The organism is Micromonospora sp. NPDC049891, from assembly GCF_040660295.1.
Taxonomy (GTDB): domain Bacteria; phylum Actinomycetota; class Actinomycetes; order Mycobacteriales; family Micromonosporaceae; genus Micromonospora.
Genome location: NZ_JBFAML010000030.1, coordinates 1 through 18,607, shown reverse-complemented (window position 1 = coordinate 18,607; position 18,607 = coordinate 1). Strand labels below are relative to the sequence as shown.

Annotated in this window: 16 protein-coding genes; 10 read left to right on the top strand and 6 right to left on the bottom strand. The window is 72.6% G+C overall.

What is annotated here, in order from left to right:
- Positions 1–28: 28 nt before the first annotated feature.
- The 3 genes from eccCa (at position 29) to AB0I71_RS27285 (ending at position 6,175) form a co-directional block, all read left to right on the top strand.
- Positions 29–3,964, top strand: a complete 3,936-nt coding sequence (gene eccCa, locus AB0I71_RS27295; protein ID WP_357589328.1) for a type VII secretion protein EccCa — start codon at positions 29–31, stop codon at positions 3,962–3,964.
- Positions 3,965–4,037: 73 nt separating this feature from the next.
- Positions 4,038–5,360, top strand: a complete 1,323-nt coding sequence (mycP, locus tag AB0I71_RS27290; protein ID WP_357589326.1) for a type VII secretion-associated serine protease mycosin — start codon at positions 4,038–4,040, stop codon at positions 5,358–5,360.
- Positions 5,361–5,512: 152 nt separating this feature from the next.
- On the top strand, positions 5,513–6,175 hold the full coding sequence (locus AB0I71_RS27285; protein ID WP_357589424.1) for a phosphatase PAP2 family protein: 663 nt from the start codon (positions 5,513–5,515) through the stop codon (positions 6,173–6,175).
- A 15-nt stretch (positions 6,176–6,190) separates the two neighbouring features.
- Here AB0I71_RS27285 and AB0I71_RS27280 read toward each other — a convergent pair whose 3' ends face one another.
- From AB0I71_RS27280 to AB0I71_RS27255, 6 genes are all read right to left on the bottom strand, one after another.
- A complete protein-coding gene (locus AB0I71_RS27280; RefSeq protein ID WP_357589324.1) occupies positions 6,191–7,369 on the bottom strand; it encodes a MarP family serine protease in 1,179 nt (392 codons plus the stop codon).
- A 63-nt stretch (positions 7,370–7,432) separates the two neighbouring features.
- Complete coding sequence (locus tag AB0I71_RS27275; RefSeq protein WP_357589422.1) at positions 7,433–8,137, bottom strand: CoA pyrophosphatase; 705 nt, start codon at positions 8,135–8,137, stop codon at positions 7,433–7,435.
- A gap of 2 nt (positions 8,138–8,139) precedes the next feature.
- Positions 8,140–8,751, bottom strand: a complete 612-nt coding sequence (locus tag AB0I71_RS27270; RefSeq protein WP_357589322.1) for a TlpA disulfide reductase family protein — start codon at positions 8,749–8,751, stop codon at positions 8,140–8,142.
- Positions 8,748–9,527: an endonuclease III gene (gene nth, locus AB0I71_RS27265; RefSeq protein ID WP_357589320.1), complete on the bottom strand. Its 780-nt coding sequence runs from the start codon at positions 9,525–9,527 to the stop codon at positions 8,748–8,750. Before nth ends, AB0I71_RS27270 begins: the two co-directional genes overlap by 4 nt.
- A 55-nt stretch (positions 9,528–9,582) precedes the next feature.
- Positions 9,583–10,728, bottom strand: a complete 1,146-nt coding sequence (locus tag AB0I71_RS27260; protein WP_357589318.1) for a CapA family protein — start codon at positions 10,726–10,728, stop codon at positions 9,583–9,585.
- Positions 10,729–10,786: 58 nt separating this feature from the next.
- Positions 10,787–11,449: an adenosylcobinamide amidohydrolase gene (locus AB0I71_RS27255; protein WP_357589316.1), complete on the bottom strand. Its 663-nt coding sequence runs from the start codon at positions 11,447–11,449 to the stop codon at positions 10,787–10,789.
- 218 nt (positions 11,450–11,667) lie between these two features.
- Here AB0I71_RS27255 and AB0I71_RS27250 point away from each other — a divergent pair, with 218 nt between their 5' ends.
- From AB0I71_RS27250 to AB0I71_RS27220, 7 genes are all read left to right on the top strand, one after another.
- The gene (locus tag AB0I71_RS27250) at positions 11,668–12,345 is read left to right on the top strand and encodes a Crp/Fnr family transcriptional regulator (protein ID WP_013736306.1); all 678 of its coding nucleotides are present in this window, start codon (positions 11,668–11,670) and stop codon (positions 12,343–12,345) included.
- A 119-nt stretch (positions 12,346–12,464) separates the two neighbouring features.
- The gene (locus tag AB0I71_RS27245) at positions 12,465–13,085 is read left to right on the top strand and encodes a TetR/AcrR family transcriptional regulator (protein WP_357589315.1); all 621 of its coding nucleotides are present in this window, start codon (positions 12,465–12,467) and stop codon (positions 13,083–13,085) included.
- A gap of 24 nt (positions 13,086–13,109) precedes the next feature.
- Positions 13,110–13,910, top strand: coding sequence for a TIGR03084 family metal-binding protein (locus AB0I71_RS27240; protein ID WP_357589313.1), 801 nt, complete (start codon positions 13,110–13,112; stop codon positions 13,908–13,910).
- A 55-nt stretch (positions 13,911–13,965) separates the two neighbouring features.
- On the top strand, positions 13,966–15,678 hold the full coding sequence (locus tag AB0I71_RS27235) for an acyclic terpene utilization AtuA family protein (protein WP_357589311.1): 1,713 nt from the start codon (positions 13,966–13,968) through the stop codon (positions 15,676–15,678).
- On the top strand, positions 15,675–16,886 hold the full coding sequence (locus AB0I71_RS27230; RefSeq protein ID WP_357589309.1) for an acyl-CoA dehydrogenase family protein: 1,212 nt from the start codon (positions 15,675–15,677) through the stop codon (positions 16,884–16,886). The genes AB0I71_RS27235 and AB0I71_RS27230 overlap by 4 nt, the downstream gene beginning before the upstream one ends.
- Positions 16,883–18,484, top strand: a complete 1,602-nt coding sequence (locus AB0I71_RS27225) for a carboxyl transferase domain-containing protein (protein WP_357589307.1) — start codon at positions 16,883–16,885, stop codon at positions 18,482–18,484. Before AB0I71_RS27230 ends, AB0I71_RS27225 begins: the two co-directional genes overlap by 4 nt.
- Positions 18,485–18,492: 8 nt before the next feature.
- On the top strand, positions 18,493–18,607 hold a 115-nt coding region (locus tag AB0I71_RS27220), incomplete at its 3' end, for a biotin carboxylase N-terminal domain-containing protein (protein ID WP_357589420.1).

The following is an 18,607-nucleotide window of genomic DNA, read 5'->3' as shown; positions in this document are numbered from 1 at the left end:
GGGTTACCGTGCGCAGTCGGGAGGTCGTGTGTCCACTGTCGTCATCCGGCGGCCGGCGCGACGCCCAGCACCCGAGATACCCGTCGGTGACCTGCCGGTGCAGGCACCCCCGGAGATTCCGGCCGGCACCGGCGCCCGCTGGCACCAGCTGCTGATGGTGCTGCCGATGATCGGCGGTACGGTCGCGATGGCGATGATGTTCGGCCGGGGCGGCGGGGCCTACGCGTACGTGGTCGGCGGCATGTTCGGCCTCTCCTCCCTGGCGATGCTGGCGACCTCCTGGGGCAGTGCCTCGGGCAGCCCGAAGAAGTCCGAGATGATGGCTGCCCGTCGGGAGTACCTGCGGCACCTGGCGACCCTGCGGCGGCAGGTTCGGCAGACCGCGGCACGGCAACGCGCCGGCCTCTGCTACCGGCACCCCGATCCGTCGTTGCTCTGGTCGACGGTGCACAGTCACCGGGTCTGGGAGCGGCGCCCCACGGACCCGGACTTCGCGGTGGTCCGGGTCGCCGTCGGGCCGCAGACCCTGGCCACGCCGTTGGTGCCGCCGGTCACCCGCCCGCTTGAGGAACTGGAACCGATGACGGCGGGCGCGCTGCGTCGCTTCCTGGACGCGTACTCGGTGGTGCCCGACCTGCCGGTGGCCCTCTCGCTGCGCAGCTTCGCCCGGGTCTTCGTCCGGGCCGCTCCGGTCGGCCCCACCGGGTCGCCGGCCGCGCAGGCGCTGGCCAGGGCCATCCTCACCCAGCTCGCGGTCTTCCACGCCCCGGACGAGCTGCTTGTCGCCATCTGCGCCGGGCCGGAACGACGCGGTCGCTGGGAGTGGGTCAAGTGGTTGCCGCACGCCCAGCACCCCACCCGCACCGACGCCCTCGGTCCGGTACGGCTGGTGGCCAGCTCCGCGGTGGAGCTGGAACGACTGCTCGACCGGGTGCTGGCCAGCCGGTCGAGGTTCAGCCCGGCCGGCGCGGCCACGCAAGGGCCGCACCTGGTGATCGTGCTCGACGGCGGTGACCTCACCGGTGCCACCGAACTGGTCGGGGACGGCGGCATCGACGCGGTGACCCTGATCGACCTGGACACCCCGCCGCCGCGCCTGCTCGACCGGTTCGCGTTGCTGCTGGAGCTACGCAACGGCCGACTCCACTCGCACTCCTCGGACGGACCGGCCGAGGTCGGCACGGCCGACGGGCTGGAGGTCGCCGAGGCCGAGGCGGTGGCGCGCCGGCTGGCACCACTGCGGCTGGCCGCCGCGCGGGGTGCCGAGCCCGCACCTGGCGTCGAGCCGGGACTGCCGGAACTGCTCGGCATCGGCGAGCCGGCGGGCTTCACCGCCGAGCAGGGCTGGATTCCGAGGTCGGCACGGGACCAGCTGCGGGTGCCGATCGGCGTCGGCGTGGACGGCGGCGCGGTCGAGTTGGACCTGAAGGAGTCGGCGCAGGGCGGCATGGGCCCGCACGGGCTGCTGATCGGCGCCACCGGCTCCGGCAAGTCCGAGCTGCTTCGTACGCTGGTGCTCGGGCTGGCCGCCACCCACTCCGCCGAGCAGCTCAACTTCGTGCTTGTCGACTTCAAGGGCGGGGCCACCTTCGCGCCCTTCGACCGGCTGCCACACACCGCCGCCGTGATCACCAACCTGGCCGACGCGTTGCCGCTCGTCGACCGGATGGTCGATGCGATAAACGGCGAGCTGGTCCGCCGGCAGGAACTGCTGCGCCGCGCCGGCAACTTCGCCGGCCTGCGCGACTACGAGCGGGCCCGGATGGCCGGCAGCCCGCTGGCCCCGCTGCCGTCGCTGCTGCTGATCTGCGACGAGTTCTCCGAACTGCTGTCGGCCAAGCCCGATTTCATCGACCTGTTCGTGCAGATCGGCCGGCTGGGCCGGTCACTCGGGGTGCACCTGCTGCTGGCCAGCCAGCGGCTGGAAGAGGGACGACTGCGCGGGCTGGACACCCACCTGTCGTACCGGATCGGTCTGCGGACCTTCTCCTCGTTGGAGTCCCGTACGGTGCTCGGGGTGCCCGACGCGCACGAGCTGCCCCCGTCGCCGGGGCACGGCTACCTGCGCTTCGGCACCGAGCCGCTGCTGCGGTTCAAGACCGCGTACGTCTCCGGGCCGGTGCGCCGGCGCGCCCTGGCGACCGACGCGGCCGGAGCCGAACGCCCCCGGCTGCTCGCCTTCTCCACCCATGTCACACCCGTGCCGCAGCCGCCCACCCCACCCGCCGACGACGACGGGGCGGCTGCCACCGAGACCCTGCTGCAGCTGCTGGTCGACCGGCTGGCCGGGCAGGGCACGCCAGCGCACCAGGTGTGGCTGCCGCCGCTCGACGCTGCCCCGACCCTGGACGAACTGGTCGGTCCGCTCACGGTCGACCCCGTCCGGGGGCTGACCTTCGGCAATCCCGAACTGCACGGCGCTCTCCAGGTGCCGGTGGCCGTCGTCGACCGGCCGTACGAGCAACGCCGCGACCTGCTGTGGTTGGCGCTGGACGGCGCGGCCGGCCACATCGCAGTGGTCGGTGGCACGCAGAGCGGCAAGTCCACCGCGCTGCGTACGCTGGTCTGCGCGTTGGCCCTCACCCACACGCCGGCCGAGGCGCAGGTCTACTGCCTCGACTTCGGTGGCGGCGGGCTGGCCTCGGTACGCGGCCTGCCCCATGTCGGCGGGGTCACCGGTCGGGCCGACCCCACGGGCGTACGCCGCACCGTGGGCGAGATGTCCACCCTGCTCGCCGATCGGGAGCGCCGCTTCGCCGAACTGGGCGTGGAGTCGATGGCCACCTGGCGGCAGCGACGCGGCGGCACCGACGCGGGCGGTGCCGACCAGTTCGGCGACGTGTTCCTCGTCGTCGACGGGTGGACGACCCTGCGTGCCGAGTACGACGACCTGGAGCCACTGATCACCGACCTGGCGACCCGGGGACTCTCCTACGGCGTGCACGTGGTGGCCACCGCGGTGCGTTGGCTGGATTTCCGGCCCGCCATCCGGGACCTCTTCGGCTCGCGGCTGGAGCTACGCCTCGGTGATCCGTCCGACTCGGTTGTCGCCCGACGGGCGGCGGCGCATGTGCCGGAGCAGACCCCGGGACGCGGCATCACCTCGGAGAGCCTGCACTTCCTCACCGCGCTGCCCCGGACGACCGACACCGACACCGCCGAGTTGGTCAAGCAGGTGAGCAGCGCGTGGTCCGGTCCGGTCGCACCCCGGGTCCGGCTGCTCCCGGCCGTCCTGCCGTACCCGGACCTCGACCTCGACGCCACGACGGGGCTGCGGATCCCGGTCGGTGTCGCCGAGGCGGATCTACGTCCGGTGGTCCTCGACTTCGGCACCGAGCCGCATCTGGTGGTCTACGGCGACGCCGAGAGCGGCAAGTCGTCGTTCCTGCGCGCCCTGGCCACCTCGATCGTCACCCGGTTCACGCCGGAGCAGGCGCGGGTGATCCTGGTGGACTACCGGCGCAGCCTGCTCGGCACCATCTCCACGGAACACCTGATCGGCTACGGCACCGCGGCGGCGCACACCGCCGACCTGGTCGAGTCGGCCGCCGGTTACCTACAGGGCCGCACACCGGGCCCGCAGGTCAGCCCGGCGGAGTTGCGGGCCCGGTCGTGGTGGTCCGGCCCGGAACTGTTCGTGCTTGTCGACGACTACGACCTGGTGGCGAGCGGGCCGGCGAACCCGCTGCGGGCGCTGGAGGAGCACCTGCCGCACGCCCGTGACGTCGGACTGCACCTGGTGCTGGCGCGCCGTTCCGGCGGCGCCGCCCGCGCCCAGTACGAGCCGCTGGTGCAGCGGTTACGTGAACTGTCCACCTCGGGCCTGGTGATGTCGGGCAGCCCGGAGGAGGGCGCCCTGGTCGGTCCGGTCCGTCCGGGCCCGCTGCCGCCCGGACGCGGCCGGCTGTTCACCCGACGCGAGGGCGTACGCCTGGTCCAACTGGCGCACCTGCCGCCACAGTGACGTCGACTCCACGGAACGTCCCTGTAAGCGGGGCGGAACCGGTAATCTCCGATCGTCATGTGTCCCGCGACGAATGGCTGAGGATGTGACCAGGCTGCGGCACAGCCGCCCGCCGATGGCAGGCCGGTTCGCCAACCGCGCGCTGCTCGCGGCGGCCGCCACCGCGCTGTCGGCCGTCGTCGCGGTCGTGCCCGCCGCCGCCGTGCCGGTCCACGCTCCCGCGCCCGGCACACCGGTGGCCTACAACCCCGACTCGACGCAACGCGCCGATCAGGTCCGCGACGAGCAGTGGCAGCTCGACAAGCTGGGCGCGCGGACGGCATGGCGTACCTCGACCGGGCGCGGCGTGGTCGTGGCCGTGATCGATTCCGGGGTGGACGGTTCCCACCCGGACCTGACCGGTCAGGTGCTGCCCGGGCTCGACCTGGTCGCGCCGAACGGAGCGACCGAACCGGACCCGGTCGGACACGGCACGACGGTGGCCGGCCTGATCGCGGGTCGCAACGACGATCGCCGGGGCGTGGTGGGGCTCGCGCCGGACGCCCGGATCCTGCCCGTGCGGGTCCTGGACGCGGAGAACCGTTACGACGACGCGCTGATCGTGGCCAAGGGCGTGCGCTGGGCGGTCGACAACGGCGCGAAGGTGATCAACCTTTCGCTCGGCGGCAACGGCGACAGCGCGGCACTGGCCGCGGCGATCGACTACGCCTTCGCCAAAGACGTGGTGGTGATCGCCTGCACCGGGAATCTCGCCACCTCGCCCGAGGCGAAGGTGTGGTATCCGGCCCGCGAGCCCGGCGTCATCGCGGTCTCCGGCCTGGAGCGCAACAGCGACAACCTGTGGAGCGGGGCGATCACCGGTCGCGCCACGGTCCTCACCGCCCCGGCCAGCGGGCTGGTGGGCGCCCGACCTCCCAGTGGCTACTGGCGGGTGCAGGGCACCAGTTTCGCGGCACCGCTTGTCGCCGCCACCGCCGCCCTGGTCCGGTCACGCTACCCGCAGATGTCCGCCGGAGACGTGGTGAACCGGCTGCTGGTCACCGCCAAGGACATCGGGCCCACCGGTCGGGACGAGCGGTTCGGGTACGGCCTGGTCGACCCGGTCGCGGCGCTGACCGCGGAGGTGCCGGCGACGTACGAGAACCCGCTTGACGACAACGACCCGCCCGGGGTGGCCGGCTTCGGCCCCGCGCCCGGCTCCGCGACCACTGAAGATCCCGACGCCGAGCAGCTCGGTCTGACCGGGCCCCGCCAGGAGGCCCAGTGGCGGGCCCGGGCCGCCGGTTCGCCGGACGACGCCGGCTCGGAGCGGCTCTGGATGGGCGCGGCGATCTTCGTCGCACTGCTCACCGGGGCGGCGCTGATGGTGCGCCGGTTCCGGCAGTCGTACCGCTGACCGCCCGCCGGGCGGCTGGCGGCGCGGTCGGGTCAGGCGGCAGATTCGGCGCATCCGCGCGAGGAAGGCCCGGCCAGCGGGGTACAACCATCGTCGTGGACACCTTCGAGCGAGTCGGCCCGGCACCGCCGTCCGGTCCGGACCGTCGCGGACTGCGGGACGACCCGCCAGGTGCACGGTCGGCACACCCCCTCTCCGGCGTGCTGCTGGTCGTGCCGTTCGCGCTGCTCGCCACGCTGGTGCTGGGTGACTGGCCACCGTTGCGTCGACTCGACCTGACGATCACCACGCACCTGCACGGGTACGCCCTGGATCACCCGGTCTGGGTCCGGGTGATGAGCCTCTGGACCGACGTCTTCGCGCCGATGCCGCTGCGGGCCGCGGCGCTGGTCCTGGTGATCTGGCTGGCCCGCGACGGCGCCCGGCGGGTCGCCGTCTGGGTGACCACCACCATGGTGCTCGGTGGTCTGCTCGGGCCGCTGCTCAAACTGCTCGTCGGCCGGCGGCGACCGGACCTGCCCGACCCGGTGGCGCAGGCACCCGGGCTGGCCTTCCCGTCGGGCCACGCGCTGAACGCGATGCTCGCCGCCGGGGTGCTGCTCGTGGTGTTCCTGCCCCGGACCAGGCCCCGCTCCGCGGCCCGCGCGGCGGTCTGGCTCGGTGCGCTGTCGATCGCCCTGGTGACCGGGTTCAGCCGGGTCGCACTCGGCGTCCACTGGAGCAGTGACGTGCTGGCCGGGTGGCTGCTCGGGGCCGCGGTGGTCGTAGCCACCACCAGCGCGTTCGCCGTCTGGTCCCGGTCACGGTCGAGCTGACCTGGCCGGACCCCGTCAGGTGCAGTCGCCGGTGTCGGTGCCCCGGGTGCGTTCGGCGCCGGCCAGCGCCACCGGTCGGGCCTCGGCGGCGGTGACCGCGAAGCCGGTGTTCGGGTCGTCGGCCGCCGCCGCGAAGATCACCCCGAGCACCAGGCCGTTCGAGGAGACCAGCGGGCCGCCCGAGTTGCCGCTGCGGACCAGGGCCCGAATGGTGTAGATCTCCCGCGTCACGTTTCCCGACGAGTAGATGTCCGGCCCGGTGATCCGATCGACGTCGCGAACCCGCGCCGACTGGGCGTTGTACGGCCCGTCCAGCGGGAAACCGAGCACGATGGCGTCCGCGCCACTGGCGGCGTTGCCGGCGGCGAACCGCATCGACGGACCGGGCAGCCCGGGTACGTAGAGCACGGCCAGGTCCCGGTCGGGGTCGTAGACGACCACCTCGCCCTCGTACCGGTCCCCGCGCAGTTCGACAGCGACCGAACGGGTGCCGGCGACCACGTGGGCGTTTGTCATCACCCGGTCGTCGGCGTACACGAAACCGGACCCCTCGATCCGGCGCGAGCAGCTGGGCGCCGACCCGAGCACCTTCACCACCGAGCGCTGACCGTTGCTCACCACCTCGGAGCCGGCGAGCGCCGGGTCGGGCGGCTCGACCTGCCGAGCCTGGGTCCGCCGCAGCCCGTCGAAGACGTCCGGGAAGCCGTTGGTGTCGACGGTGTCGCGTAGCGCGGTGGAGAGCTGCTGAGCCTGGTCGGGCAGCACCCGGTCCACCACGTTGAGCAGTGCGCTGCTCTTGACGGAGGCGGCGAGCCAGGGCAGCGAGGAGGAGCCGAGCGGCACGGCGACCAGCCAGGCGACCAGCAGCACCGCGAAGAGCGAGACGAACGCGCCGCCGACGTCGTCGGCCCGCCGCCCCACGTCGCTGGCGATGGTGCGGCGCAGGTGCGATCCGAGCCAGCCGGCCAGTGCCTGACCCACCACGGCAAGGCCGAAGATGGCGACAAGTGAGACCAGCACCCGGGTGCCGCTGTCCACGAACTGCTGGGCGACCATCGGACCGACCTGCAGGCCGATCAGGGCACCCAGGAAGAACCCGGAGAACGAGAGCACCCCGATGACGAAACCCTGTCGGTATCCGCTGATCGCGAACACGAGCATGAGCAACAGCAGGACGAGATCCACGGCCGACACGGCTCAAGCGTACGGGCCCGAGGCTCGCGCGAAGACGATCGCTTGCGGAAGGTGACGGTCAGATCAGCGCAGGGCGCTCTCGTCGACCTCGTCGGTGCCGGCCGACGGGGCGGGCGAGGCACCGACCGGCGGAAGATCGATCACTCGGCTGCGTGGCCACGGGCGGCTCCAGCCGCCCATCTCCAACAGCGCGGCCAGCACCCCGGCCGTGAACCCCCAGACCAGCATCCCGCGTACGGAGAAGGCGGGGCCGACCCAGCCACTCGAATGGCGTACCCGCACCCGGTTGTCCGGGTCGACCAGCTCAGCGATCGGCAGGCGGGCGACGTGCGCCACCTCGGCCGGCTCGCGGGAGTCCACCGGGTGCGGTGCGTGCCACCAGGCGAGCACCGGGGTCACCACGAAATCGCTCACCGGTATCCACAGCCTCGGCAGTTGGGCCAGCACGGTGACGCTGGCCGGGTCGAGCCCGACCTCCTCGTTCGCCTCGCGCAGCGCCGTCGCCGCGGCGTCGGCATCCTCCGGGTCGGCGGCGCCGCCGGGAAACGCCGGTTGGCCGGCGTGGTTGCGCAGGGTAGCGGCCCGCTGGAGGACCAGCACGTCCGGGCCGGTGGTGGCGTCCTCGCCGAGCAGCACCAGCACGGCGCTCTCCCGGCCACCGCGGTCCGGCGTACGCAGTTGGGTGAAGTCCTCCGTGCGTGCGGTGTCGAGCCGACCCAGCAGCGGCCCCAGCCAACCGGGCGGCTGACGACCGGCCGGTTCGCGCACGGTCACGCCGTCACCGTGAGGCCGAGGTGCCGCCGGACGAGTTCGGCCAGGCGGGCGTCATCCAACGCACCGGAACTGTCGATGTGCCGGATGCGACTCTGGGCGTCCACGAAGACGGTGAGCGGGACGGCGTTACGCCGCAGTGCCCGCTGCACCGCCTCACCCTGGTCGACAAGCATCGGAAACCGTACGCCGAAGTCCTCGCCGATCGACTGGGCGCCCTCGCGGCTGTCCCGGCTGTTCACCCCGATGACCCGCAGCTGCCCCTCGGTGCGTTCGTGCAGCCGCTGGAAGGCGGGGAGTTCCTTGCGGCAGGGCGGGCACCAGGAGGCCCAGATGTTCACGACCGCGGGTCCGCGGATGTCCCGCAGGGCGACCGGGGCACCGCCGGTGAAGCAGGTGAGGGTCAACTCGGGCAGCGGGTCGCCCGCCACCTGGCCGTCGCCGGAGCCGGCCGGGCCGTCGGCGAGGGCGGCGCAGTCCTCGAAGGGGGACGGCCGGGCGGCGGCCGCCGTGTCCTGCCGGGGCGACGCGGGGGCGTCGGAGTCGGCGGTGCAGGCGGTCGCCGACAACAGCAGCAGCGGCAGGGCCAGTGACGCGAGTCGGCGGTTCACGGTGCCTCCGCCTGAACGGCCTGTGCCGGGACCAGCTCGGGATCGACTCCGGCGGCGGCGGCGAGGTCACGGGCGCGAGGGCCCTTGAGCAGCTTCGCCGCTGCGGCTGGTTCGGTCGGTCCGGTGCCGTACGAGGGGCAGAGCTTTGCCAGCGTGCAGGCACCGCAGGCCGGCTTGCGGGCGTGGCAGACCCGGCGGCCGTGGAAGATGATCCGGTGCGACAGCATGGTCCAGTCGCGCTTCGGGAACATCGCCCCGATCTCGTGCTCGATCTTGACCGGGTCGGTCTCGGTGGTCAGCCCCCACCGCTGTACCAGCCGCTGGAAGTGGGTGTCGACGGTGATGCCGGGCACGTCGAAGGCGTTGCCGAGGATGACGTTCGCGGTCTTGCGACCGATCCCGGGCAGGGCGACCAGGTCGGCCAGCCGGCCGGGAACCTGGCCGTCGTGGCGCTCGACCAGGGCCTGACCCAGCTGGATCAGTGAGTTGGTCTTGTTGCGGTAGAAGCCGGTCGGTTTGATCATCTCCTCCACCTCGCCGCGATCGGCACCGGCGTAGTCGGCGGCGGTCGGGTAGCGGGCGAAGAGCTTCGGAGTGACCTCGTTCACCTTCTTGTCGGTGCACTGGGCCGACAGGATGGTGGCGACGGCCAGTTCCAGCGGGCTGCCGTGGTCCAGCTCGCAGTGCGCGTCGGGGTGCGTCTCGGTCAGCACGCGGCCGATCCGCCGCGCTCGACGGGTGCGACCCAGGTCGGTCTCGGTGGCGCTTCTGGTCACGACGGCCAGCCTACGTCGCCGGTCCGACCGGCCCGGACGGCTGTGCCGCCGGAGATCAGTCCGGTTCGGGCGGGCTGATCTTTCCGGAGTCGGTGAACCGGGCACCGGTCTCCGCGAAGTCCAGCTCGGTGAGGTCCCGGAGCAGCCCGAGACCACGGTCGTCGGGGTCGATCGTCGGCTTGCGGGCCCCGTCCATGTAGGTGGAGGTGAAGGAGCCGCCGGCCCAGGTGCCGTCCGCTTCGAGTGACACCTTCAGCACGCCGCCCCAGCCGAGTCGCCCGGTGTTGCTCAGCGAGTTGCCGCCGCCGGCGAAGTTGCCCAGGCTGTACGCGATGAGCCTGCCCTTGTAGAACTCCATGCCGCGCAGGACGTGCGGGCCGTGCCCGACGATCAGGTCGGCGCCAGCGTCGATCATCGCGCGGGAGAACTTGATCGGGTCGCCCCGATTCTCGCCGAGGAACATCTCGGTGCCGGGCCGCACCCGCGTCATCTCCGATCCTTCGGCACCCATGTGCACCTGCACCACGACGATGTCGGCCTGATCGGCGGCCTTCTCGATCACCTTTTTCGCGGCCGGGATGTCGACAAGGCTGTTCGACCAGCGGTACGACGAGAAGCCGGCGACGGCGACCTTGACGCCCTTCACCTCGACGACGGTGATCTGGTCGGGCGCCCCGGTGTGCGCCAGACCGTGCTCCTCCAGCGCCCGCTGGGTGTTCTCGTACCCCTTCGGCCCGAAGTCGTAGCCGTGGTTGTTGGCCTGGTTGAGCAGGTCGAACCCGGCATCTGCGAGATGCGCGGCGTACTCCGGCGGGGCCCGGAACTGGAAGCAGCGGGTGGAGTTCGCCCCGCACTTGCCGGTCCCGGTGTCCACCGTCAACGGCTCTTCCAGGTTGCCCATCACCAGGTCGGCGGCGAGCGCCTTCTTCACCGAGTTGAAGAAGCCCTTGCCGTTGTTCGGGGGCAGTCGGTCGGGCGCCATGGCCATGACGATGTCGCCGGTGGCGGAGAGCGAGATCTTCTTGACCTCGGGGGCGGCGGACTCGACGGGTGCACCTTCGCCGCCACCCGTACCGGGCTGCCAGATCGGCCCCTCGTTGCTGCTGGCGCAGCCAGCGAGGAGGAGGGCGGCGAGCAGCGCCCCCAGCACGGCCAGGGCGTGGCGGCGAGGTCGGGGCGGGAAGGGGGCGGCAGCGTACATCGTGCGCGACCCTACCGGGCGGATATCGCGGAAACGACCGCCGATCGGGTGGGGAGATTCAGCCCCGGAGCCGATCCGACCATGGGACGACGGTGTCGCGACCCACCGCCAGCACGGCGGCGTGCACCGCCCGGGCCAGGGGCGCGCCCCAGGTGGAGCGGGGGCCGCCGTAGGCGTTGGGCGGCCCGTCCGGCGGGCAGAGCACGGCGACGGCGTCCGTCGGCGTACCGGTGCCGGGCAGCCCCAGCTCCGTGATCGCCTGCGTCTTCGCCTCGGTGGCGGTGGCGACCGCGTTGACAAGTGCGGCGTCGCCGAGCCGCGCCGGTACGTACGCCACGATGTTGACCGTGCCGACCGGCTGCGCCGGGGCCGCCACCGCGGGTGCCGCCGCCGGCACCGGAGTGCCCAGCCCGACGGTGGCCCAGACCTGCACGCCGGCGTCGCTCCGAAGCACCACCTCGGCCACGTCGACCCCGGTCAACAGGCCGACGCCGGGCCCGTCCAGGTCGAACTCCCGGGCCAGTTCGGCCAGGTGCTCGGCGGGGTCGTCCCGGTCGTACGACATGGGCACCGTCGCGTTCAGCACCCACCGCCGTGCGCCGATTCCACCGCCCAGCGGGGCGGAGCTGACCGCCCGCAGCGGTCGCTCGGCACGCCAGATGAGCACCGGAATGTCGCGTTCGGCTTCGCGGCGGGTGGTCAGCAGGGGCTCGTGCAGCACGCGGTGACCCTACGGCCGGGTGTCCGACCCGCCGAGCCCGGCCTGACCAGGCGCGGGATTCTAAAGGGTGATCACGACGGGCACGTTACGCCCAACGATCAAGATTCCAGGGGTGCACCTCTGATTCCTGCTCACGTGCGCCTAGACTGGTCGGCGCGCGAGGGATCAGCGGACGGCGGACCCGGCCGATGGACGGCACGCGCAACCGGAGGTGCGCGATGGACGAGGTACTGGCCCGCAGCGGGATCTTCCAGGGTGTGGACCCGGAGGCGGCCGAGGCGCTCGCCAAGGAGATGGAGACGATCGAGGTCCGCAAGGGCGAGGTCGTCTTCAACGAGGGCGAGCCCGGCGACAGTCTCTACATCCTGCTGTCCGGCAAGATCAAGGTTGGTCGCCGAGCCGCGGACGGCCGACAGAACCTGATCGCCGTGATGGGTCCGTCGGACATGGTCGGCGAGCTGTCGCTCTTCGATCCGGGTCCGCGTACGGCGACCGCGACCGCGGTCACCGACAGCCGGCTCGCCCGACTGCGCAAGCAGGCGCTGCGGCCGTGGCTGAACAACCGCCCGGAGATCGCCGAGCAGTTGCTCCGGGTGCTGGCCCGCCGGCTGCGCCGGACCAACGACGCCCTGGCGGATCTGATCTTCACCGACGTGCCCGGCCGGGTGGCCAAGAACCTGCTCCAGATGGCCGGGCGCTTCGGCACCCGCGACGGCGGCGTGCTGCGGGTGACGCACGACCTGACCCAGGAGGAGATCGCCCAGCTCGTCGGCGCCTCCCGGGAGACCGTCAACAAGGCGCTGGCGGATTTCGCCTCGCGCGGCTGGCTCCGGCTGGACGGCAAGAGCATCATCATCCTCGACCCGGAGCGCCTGGCCCGACGCGCCCGCGTCTGACCCCCGAACTCGCTTCACCTGCGCGGTGCCGACGGAAGACGTCGGCGCCGCGCAGGCGTTTGCGGCGATCTAAAAAAGTCAGTCTTGACTGTTTGTTTCCAGGGCGGCACGCTGTGCCCGTGGCCCCCACATCGACCCGCGTCCCGCAACAGGAACGCAGCCGTGCCACCCGGGCCCGGTTGCTGGAGGCGACAGTCGACTGCCTGGTCGAGCATGGCTGGTCCGGCACCACGACCACTGTCGTGGCAGCCCGGGCCGGCGTTTCCCGGGGAGCCCAGCTGCACCACTACCCGACCCGCACCGCCCTGGTCACCGCCGCCGTCGGGCACCTCACCGAGCGGCGGGCAGCCGAGTTGCGGGCGGAGGCCGACGCCCTGCCGGCCGGCTCCGACCGGCTGGACCGGGTGGTGGACCTGCTCGCCGCCGCCTTCACCGGGCCGCTCTTCGTCGCCGCCCTGGAACTCTGGGTGGCCGCCCGCACCGACGCCGAACTGCGGGCCGCCCTGCTGCCGCTCGAAGCCCGGGTCGGCCGGGAGATGCACCGGCTGACCGTCGAACTGCTCGGGGTGGACGAGCGGCGCCCGGGCGTACGCGAGGCGGTGCAGGCCACCCTGGACCTGCTGCGCGGGCTCGGGGTGGCCAACCTGCTCAGCGACGACACCACCCGCCGGACCGCGCTGCTGCACGCCTGGAAGGCCCAGCTGGCGACGCTGCTCACCAACGTGGACACCGCACCCTGACCGACCAACCCGCCCGGAGGCACAATGGTCGACCTCACCGCCCTGCTCACCGATCTGGCCACCGAGTCCGAGCAGCTCGACGCGCTCGTCGCACCGCTGCCGCCGCAGGAGTGGGAACGGCCCACCCCCGCCGCAGGTTGGACGATCGCCCACCAGATCGCCCACCTGGCCTGGACGGATCACGTGGCCCGGCTCGCCGCGACCGACGCCGACGCGTTCTACGCCTCGGTCACCGCCGCACCGGATCCGGCCCGGCTGGTCGACGACGGCGCGGTCGCCTTCCTCGCCCCACCCGACCCGCTGCTGGCCCGCTGGCGGGAGGGCCGCGCGATGCTCGCGGCGGCGCTCGCCGCCGCCCCTGCCGGCGAGAAGCTGCCCTGGTACGGCACCCGGATGTCGCCGGCCTCGATGGCGACCGCCCGGATCATGGAGACCTGGGCGCACGGCGAGGACGTGGCCGAGGCGCTCGGCGTCACCCGGCCCGCCACCGACCGGCTCCGGCACATCGCGTACCTCGGCTTCCGTACCGTCGGGCACAGCTTCGCCGCCCACGGCCGGGCGGTACCCACGGCACCGGTCCGGGTGGAGCTGGCGGCACCCGGCGGGGGAACCTGGGCGTTCGGTCCGGCGGACGCGGTCGACCGGGTGACCGGTCCGGCGCTCGACTTCTGCCTGCTGGTGACCCGGCGCCGACACCGCGCCGACACCGCCCTGGTGGCCACCGGTCCGGTCGCCGACGGTTGGCTGGACGTGGCCCAGGCCTTCGCCGGCCCACCCGGCACCGGCCGCGCCGCACGGACGGCGACCGCGGGGGCACAGCCGTGAGCGGGCGGACCGCGGCGCGGCGGAACCCCGCAGCCGCTACCCGCGGGTGGCGCTGATGAGCGACGTGCTGCGGGTCGGCAACGCCTCCGGTTTCTACGGCGACCGCTTCTCCGCCTGGCGGGAGATGCTCGACGGCGGCGAACTGGACGTGTTGACAGGTGACTACCTGGCCGAGTTGACCATGCTCATCCTGGGCCGGGACCGGCTGCGCGACCCCGATCTGGGCTACGCGAAGACGTTTCTCCGGCAGCTGGAGGGTTGCCTCGGCACCGCACTCGACCGGCGGGTCACGCTTGTCACGAACGCCGGCGGACTCAACCCGGCCGGGCTGGCCGCCGCGATCCGCTCCCTCGCCGACCGGCTCGGGCTGCCCGTCCGGATCGGGTACGTCGAAGGTGACGCCCTGGCCCGGCCGGACGCGCTCACCGCGAACGCGTACCTCGGGGCGTTCGGCATCGCCGCCTGCCTCGACGCCGGAGCGGACGTGGTGGTGACCGGGCGGGTCACCGACGCCTCGCTGGTGGTGGGCCCGGCCATCGCCCGCTTCGGTTGGCGGCGCGGCGACCTCGACGCACTGGCCGGGGCCACCGTCGCCGGGCACCTTGTCGAGTGTGGGGCACAGGTCACCGGGGGCAACTTCAGCTTCTTCACGGAGCTTCCCGACGGCGGGCAGCGGCCCGGATTTCCGGTGGCCGAGCTGCGTGCGGACGGCTCGGCGGTGATCACGAAACACCCCGGGACCGGCGGCGCGGTCACCGTCGAGACGGTCACCGCCCAGTTGTTGTACGAGGTGGGTGGGCCGGCCTACCTGGGCCCGGACGTGGTGACCCGACTGGACTCGGTACGGCTGAGCCAGGACGGTCCGGACCGGGTGCTCGTCAGCGGTGCGCGCGGCACCCCGCCACCGGAGACGCTCAAGGTGGGGGTCAACAACCTCGGCGGCTTCCGCAACTCGATGACGTTCGTGCTCTGCGGGCTGGACATCCCGGCCAAGGCGGCCCTGGTCCGGGCCCAGTTGACGGAGGCGGTCGGCCGGGACGGGTTGGAGTTCACGCTGGCCCGCACCGACCACCCGGACGCCGTCGACACCGAGACGGCAAGCGCGTTGCTGCACGTACACCTGCGGGACGGTGACCGGGCGCGGGCCGGTCGGGCGTTCTCGGCGGCGGCTGTCGAGCTGGCCCTGGCCTCCTACCCGGGCTGCACCCTGACCACCCTGCCCGGCGAGGCCACCCCGTACGGCGTGTTCACCACCGACGCGGTGGCGCAGGAGGCGGTCGACCACGTCGCCGTGCTGCCGGACGGTACCCGGGTTCCGATCGGCCCGCCGCCGGTGACCGGGACGGTCGCCGCCGAGCCGACGGCCGAGGTGGCCCGCCCGGCGGCGGTGGGTCCGACCCGGCGGGGGCCACTGGGTGAGGTGGTGGGCGCACGGTCGGGTGACAAGGGCGGCGACGCGAACCTGGGGGTCTGGGCGCGTACCGACGCGACCTGGGCCTGGTTGCGCGGCTGGCTCACCGTGCCACGGCTGGCGGAGCTGTTGCCGGAGACCGCCCCGTTGACAGTCGAACGGTACGAACTACCGAACCTGCGGGCCGTCAACTTCGTGATCCGAGGGCTGCTCGGAGCCGGGGTGGCCGCCTCCACCCGGTTCGACCCGCAGGCCAAGGCCCTCGGCGAGCTGCTCCGGTCCCGGATCGTCGACCTGCCGGTCGACCCGGCCGGCAGCGACGGACCGGCACCGGCCACCGGGGAGGTACGACCGTGACGATCGTGGACACTCCCGAGCGGCGGCAGCTGCGGGAGCTGACCCGCGCCTTCGTGACCCGGGAGGTGCTGCCGCACCTGTCCGACTGGGAGCGGGCCGGCGAGGTACCCCGCGAGCTGCACGCGACCGCCGCGAAGATCGGCCTGCTCGGCATCGGCTTTCCCGAGAAGGTCGGCGGCAGCGGCGGTGACCTGCTCGACTCGATAATCGTCACCGAGGAGATCATCCGCTCGGGTGGCTCGTCGGGGCTGGTGGCTGCCCTCTTCACGCACGGCATCGCGCTGCCGCACATGGTCACCGCGGCCGGCGCCCGCTCGGGCGGCACACTCCCCCGGCGACCCGGCGACGCCGCCGGGAACGTCGACCCGACCGGCCGGGAGCACGACCTGATCGACAGGTACGTCCGGCCGACGCTTGCCGGTTCGATGATCGGCGCGCTGGCCATCACCGAACCGGACACCGGCTCGGACGTGGCGGGCATTCGCACCCACGCCCGCCTCGACGGCGACCACTACGTGGTCAACGGCGCGAAGACCTACATCACCAGCGGGGTCCGGGCGGACTTCGTGACCACCGCGGTCTGCACCGGCGTGCCGGGCAGCGGGGCGCTGAGCCTGCTGGTCATCGACCGGGGAACGCCCGGCTTCACCGTCGGGCGACGGTTGGAGAAGCTCGGCTGGCACTGCTCGGACACCGCCGAACTCTCCTTCGTCGACGTGCGCGTACCGGTGAGGAACCGGATCGGCGAGGAGGACACCGGCTTCCTCGCGATCATGCAGCAGTTCGCCGCCGAACGCCTCTCCCTGGCCACCCAGGCGTACGCCGTCGCGCAGCGCTGCGTCGAGCTGGCCACCACCTGGTGCCGCGACCGGTCCACCTTCGGCCGACCCCTGGCGAGCCGACAGCTGGTCCGGCACCGGCTGGCCGAGATGCACACCCGGGCCGAGGCCGCCCGCGCGTACGTGCACCAGGTGGCCGCCCGGGTGGCCGCGGGTGAGCCGGTGGTGACCGAGGTGGCGATGGCGAAGAACGTGGCGGTCTCGGCCGCCGACTGGGTCGTCGACCAGGCCCTGCAACTGCACGGCGGCTTCGGCTACCTGCGCGACGCCGAGGTGGAGCGGCACTACCGCGACGCCCGGATCCTGGGCATCGGCGGCGGCACCACCGAGATCATGAACGAGATCATCGCGAAGGGCATGGGCCTTTGAGCACACTCGACACCGCTATCGACAGGTCCTCGCCGGCCTTCCGCGCGAATCGGGACGCTCTGCTGGAACGTCTCGCCGAGCTGGACGCCGCACTCGCCACCGCCCGCGCCGGCGGTGGCGAGAAGTACGTGACCCGGCACCATCAGCGCGGCAAGCTGCTCCCCCGCGAGCGCATCGAGCTGCTGCTGGACCAGGACAGCCCGTTCCTCGAACTGTCACCTGTCGCCGCGTTCGGCACGGACTTTCCGGTGGGAGCCAGCGTGGTGACCGGGATCGGCGTGGTCGAGGGGGTGGAGTGCCTGGTCGTCGCCAACGATCCGACGGTACGCGGTGGCGCGGTCAACCCGTGGTCGCTGGCGAAGACCCGACGGGCCGGTGAGATCGCCCTGGCCAACCGGCTGCCGATGGTGAACCTGGTCGAGTCGGCCGGCGCGGACCTGCCCACCCAGGCGGAGATCTTCATCCCGGGTGGCCGGGTGTTCCGCGACCTGACCCGGCTCTCGGCCGAACGGATCCCCACGGTGAGCGTGGTCTTCGGCAACGCCACGGCCGGTGGCGCGTACGTGCCCGGGATGTCCGACTACACGATCATGATCCGGGACCGTTCACAGGTCTACCTGGCCGGGCCGCCGCTGGTGAAGATGGCCACCGGCGAGGACGCCGACGACGAGTCGTTGGGCGGCGCGGCCATGCACGCCTCGACATCCGGCCTTGCCGACTTCCTGGCCGCCGACGAACGCGACGGCATCCGGCTGGCCCGGCAGTGTGTACGCCGCCTCAACTGGCGCAAGCAGGGGCCGGCGCCGCGCAACCCGATGCCGCAACCGCCGAAGTACGACCCGGAGGAGCTGCTCGGCATCGCCAGCGCCGACCTCAAGGTTCCGTTCGATCCGCGCGAGGTGCTCGCCCGGGTGCTCGACGGCAGCGAGTTCGACGAGTTCAAGCCGGCCTACGGCACCGCGCTGGTGACCGGCTGGGGCGAGCTGCACGGGTACCCGGTGGGCGTGCTGGCCAACGCCCGGGGCGTGCTGTTCAGTGCGGAGGCGCAGAAGGCGACGCAGTTCATCCAGCTCGCCAACGCCTCCGACACCCCGCTTGTCTTCCTCCAGAACACCACCGGCTACATGGTCGGCACCGAGTACGAGCAGCAGGGCATCATCAAGCACGGCGCCCTGATGATCAACGCGGTGTCGAACTCGACGGTGCCGCATCTGACGGTGAACCTGGGCGCCTCGTACGGCGCGGGCAACTACGGCATGTGTGGCCGGGCGTACGAGCCGAGGTTCCTGTTCACCTGGCCGAACGCCAAGTCGGCGGTGATGGGGCCGGCACAGTTGGCCGGGGTGTTGTCCATCGTGGCCCGGCAGGCCGCCGCCGCGCGGGGCCGCGAGTTCGACGAGGACTCCGACGCGGCGATGCGGATGATGGTCGAGCAGCAGATCGAGTCCCAGTCCGGCGCGCTCTTCCTCTCCGGTCGGCTCTACGACGACGGGGTGATCGATCCCCGGGACACCCGTACCGTCCTCGGCCTGTGCCTTTCGGCCATCCACAACGGACCGGTGAAGGGCGCCGACGGCTTCGGCGTCTTCCGGATGTAGGAGTTGTCGTGATTTCGAAACTTCTGGTGGCGAACCGGGGAGAGATCGCCCGCCGGGTCTTCGCCACCTGCCGGGCACTCGGGATCGAGACGGTCGCCGTGCACTCCGACGCGGACGCCGACG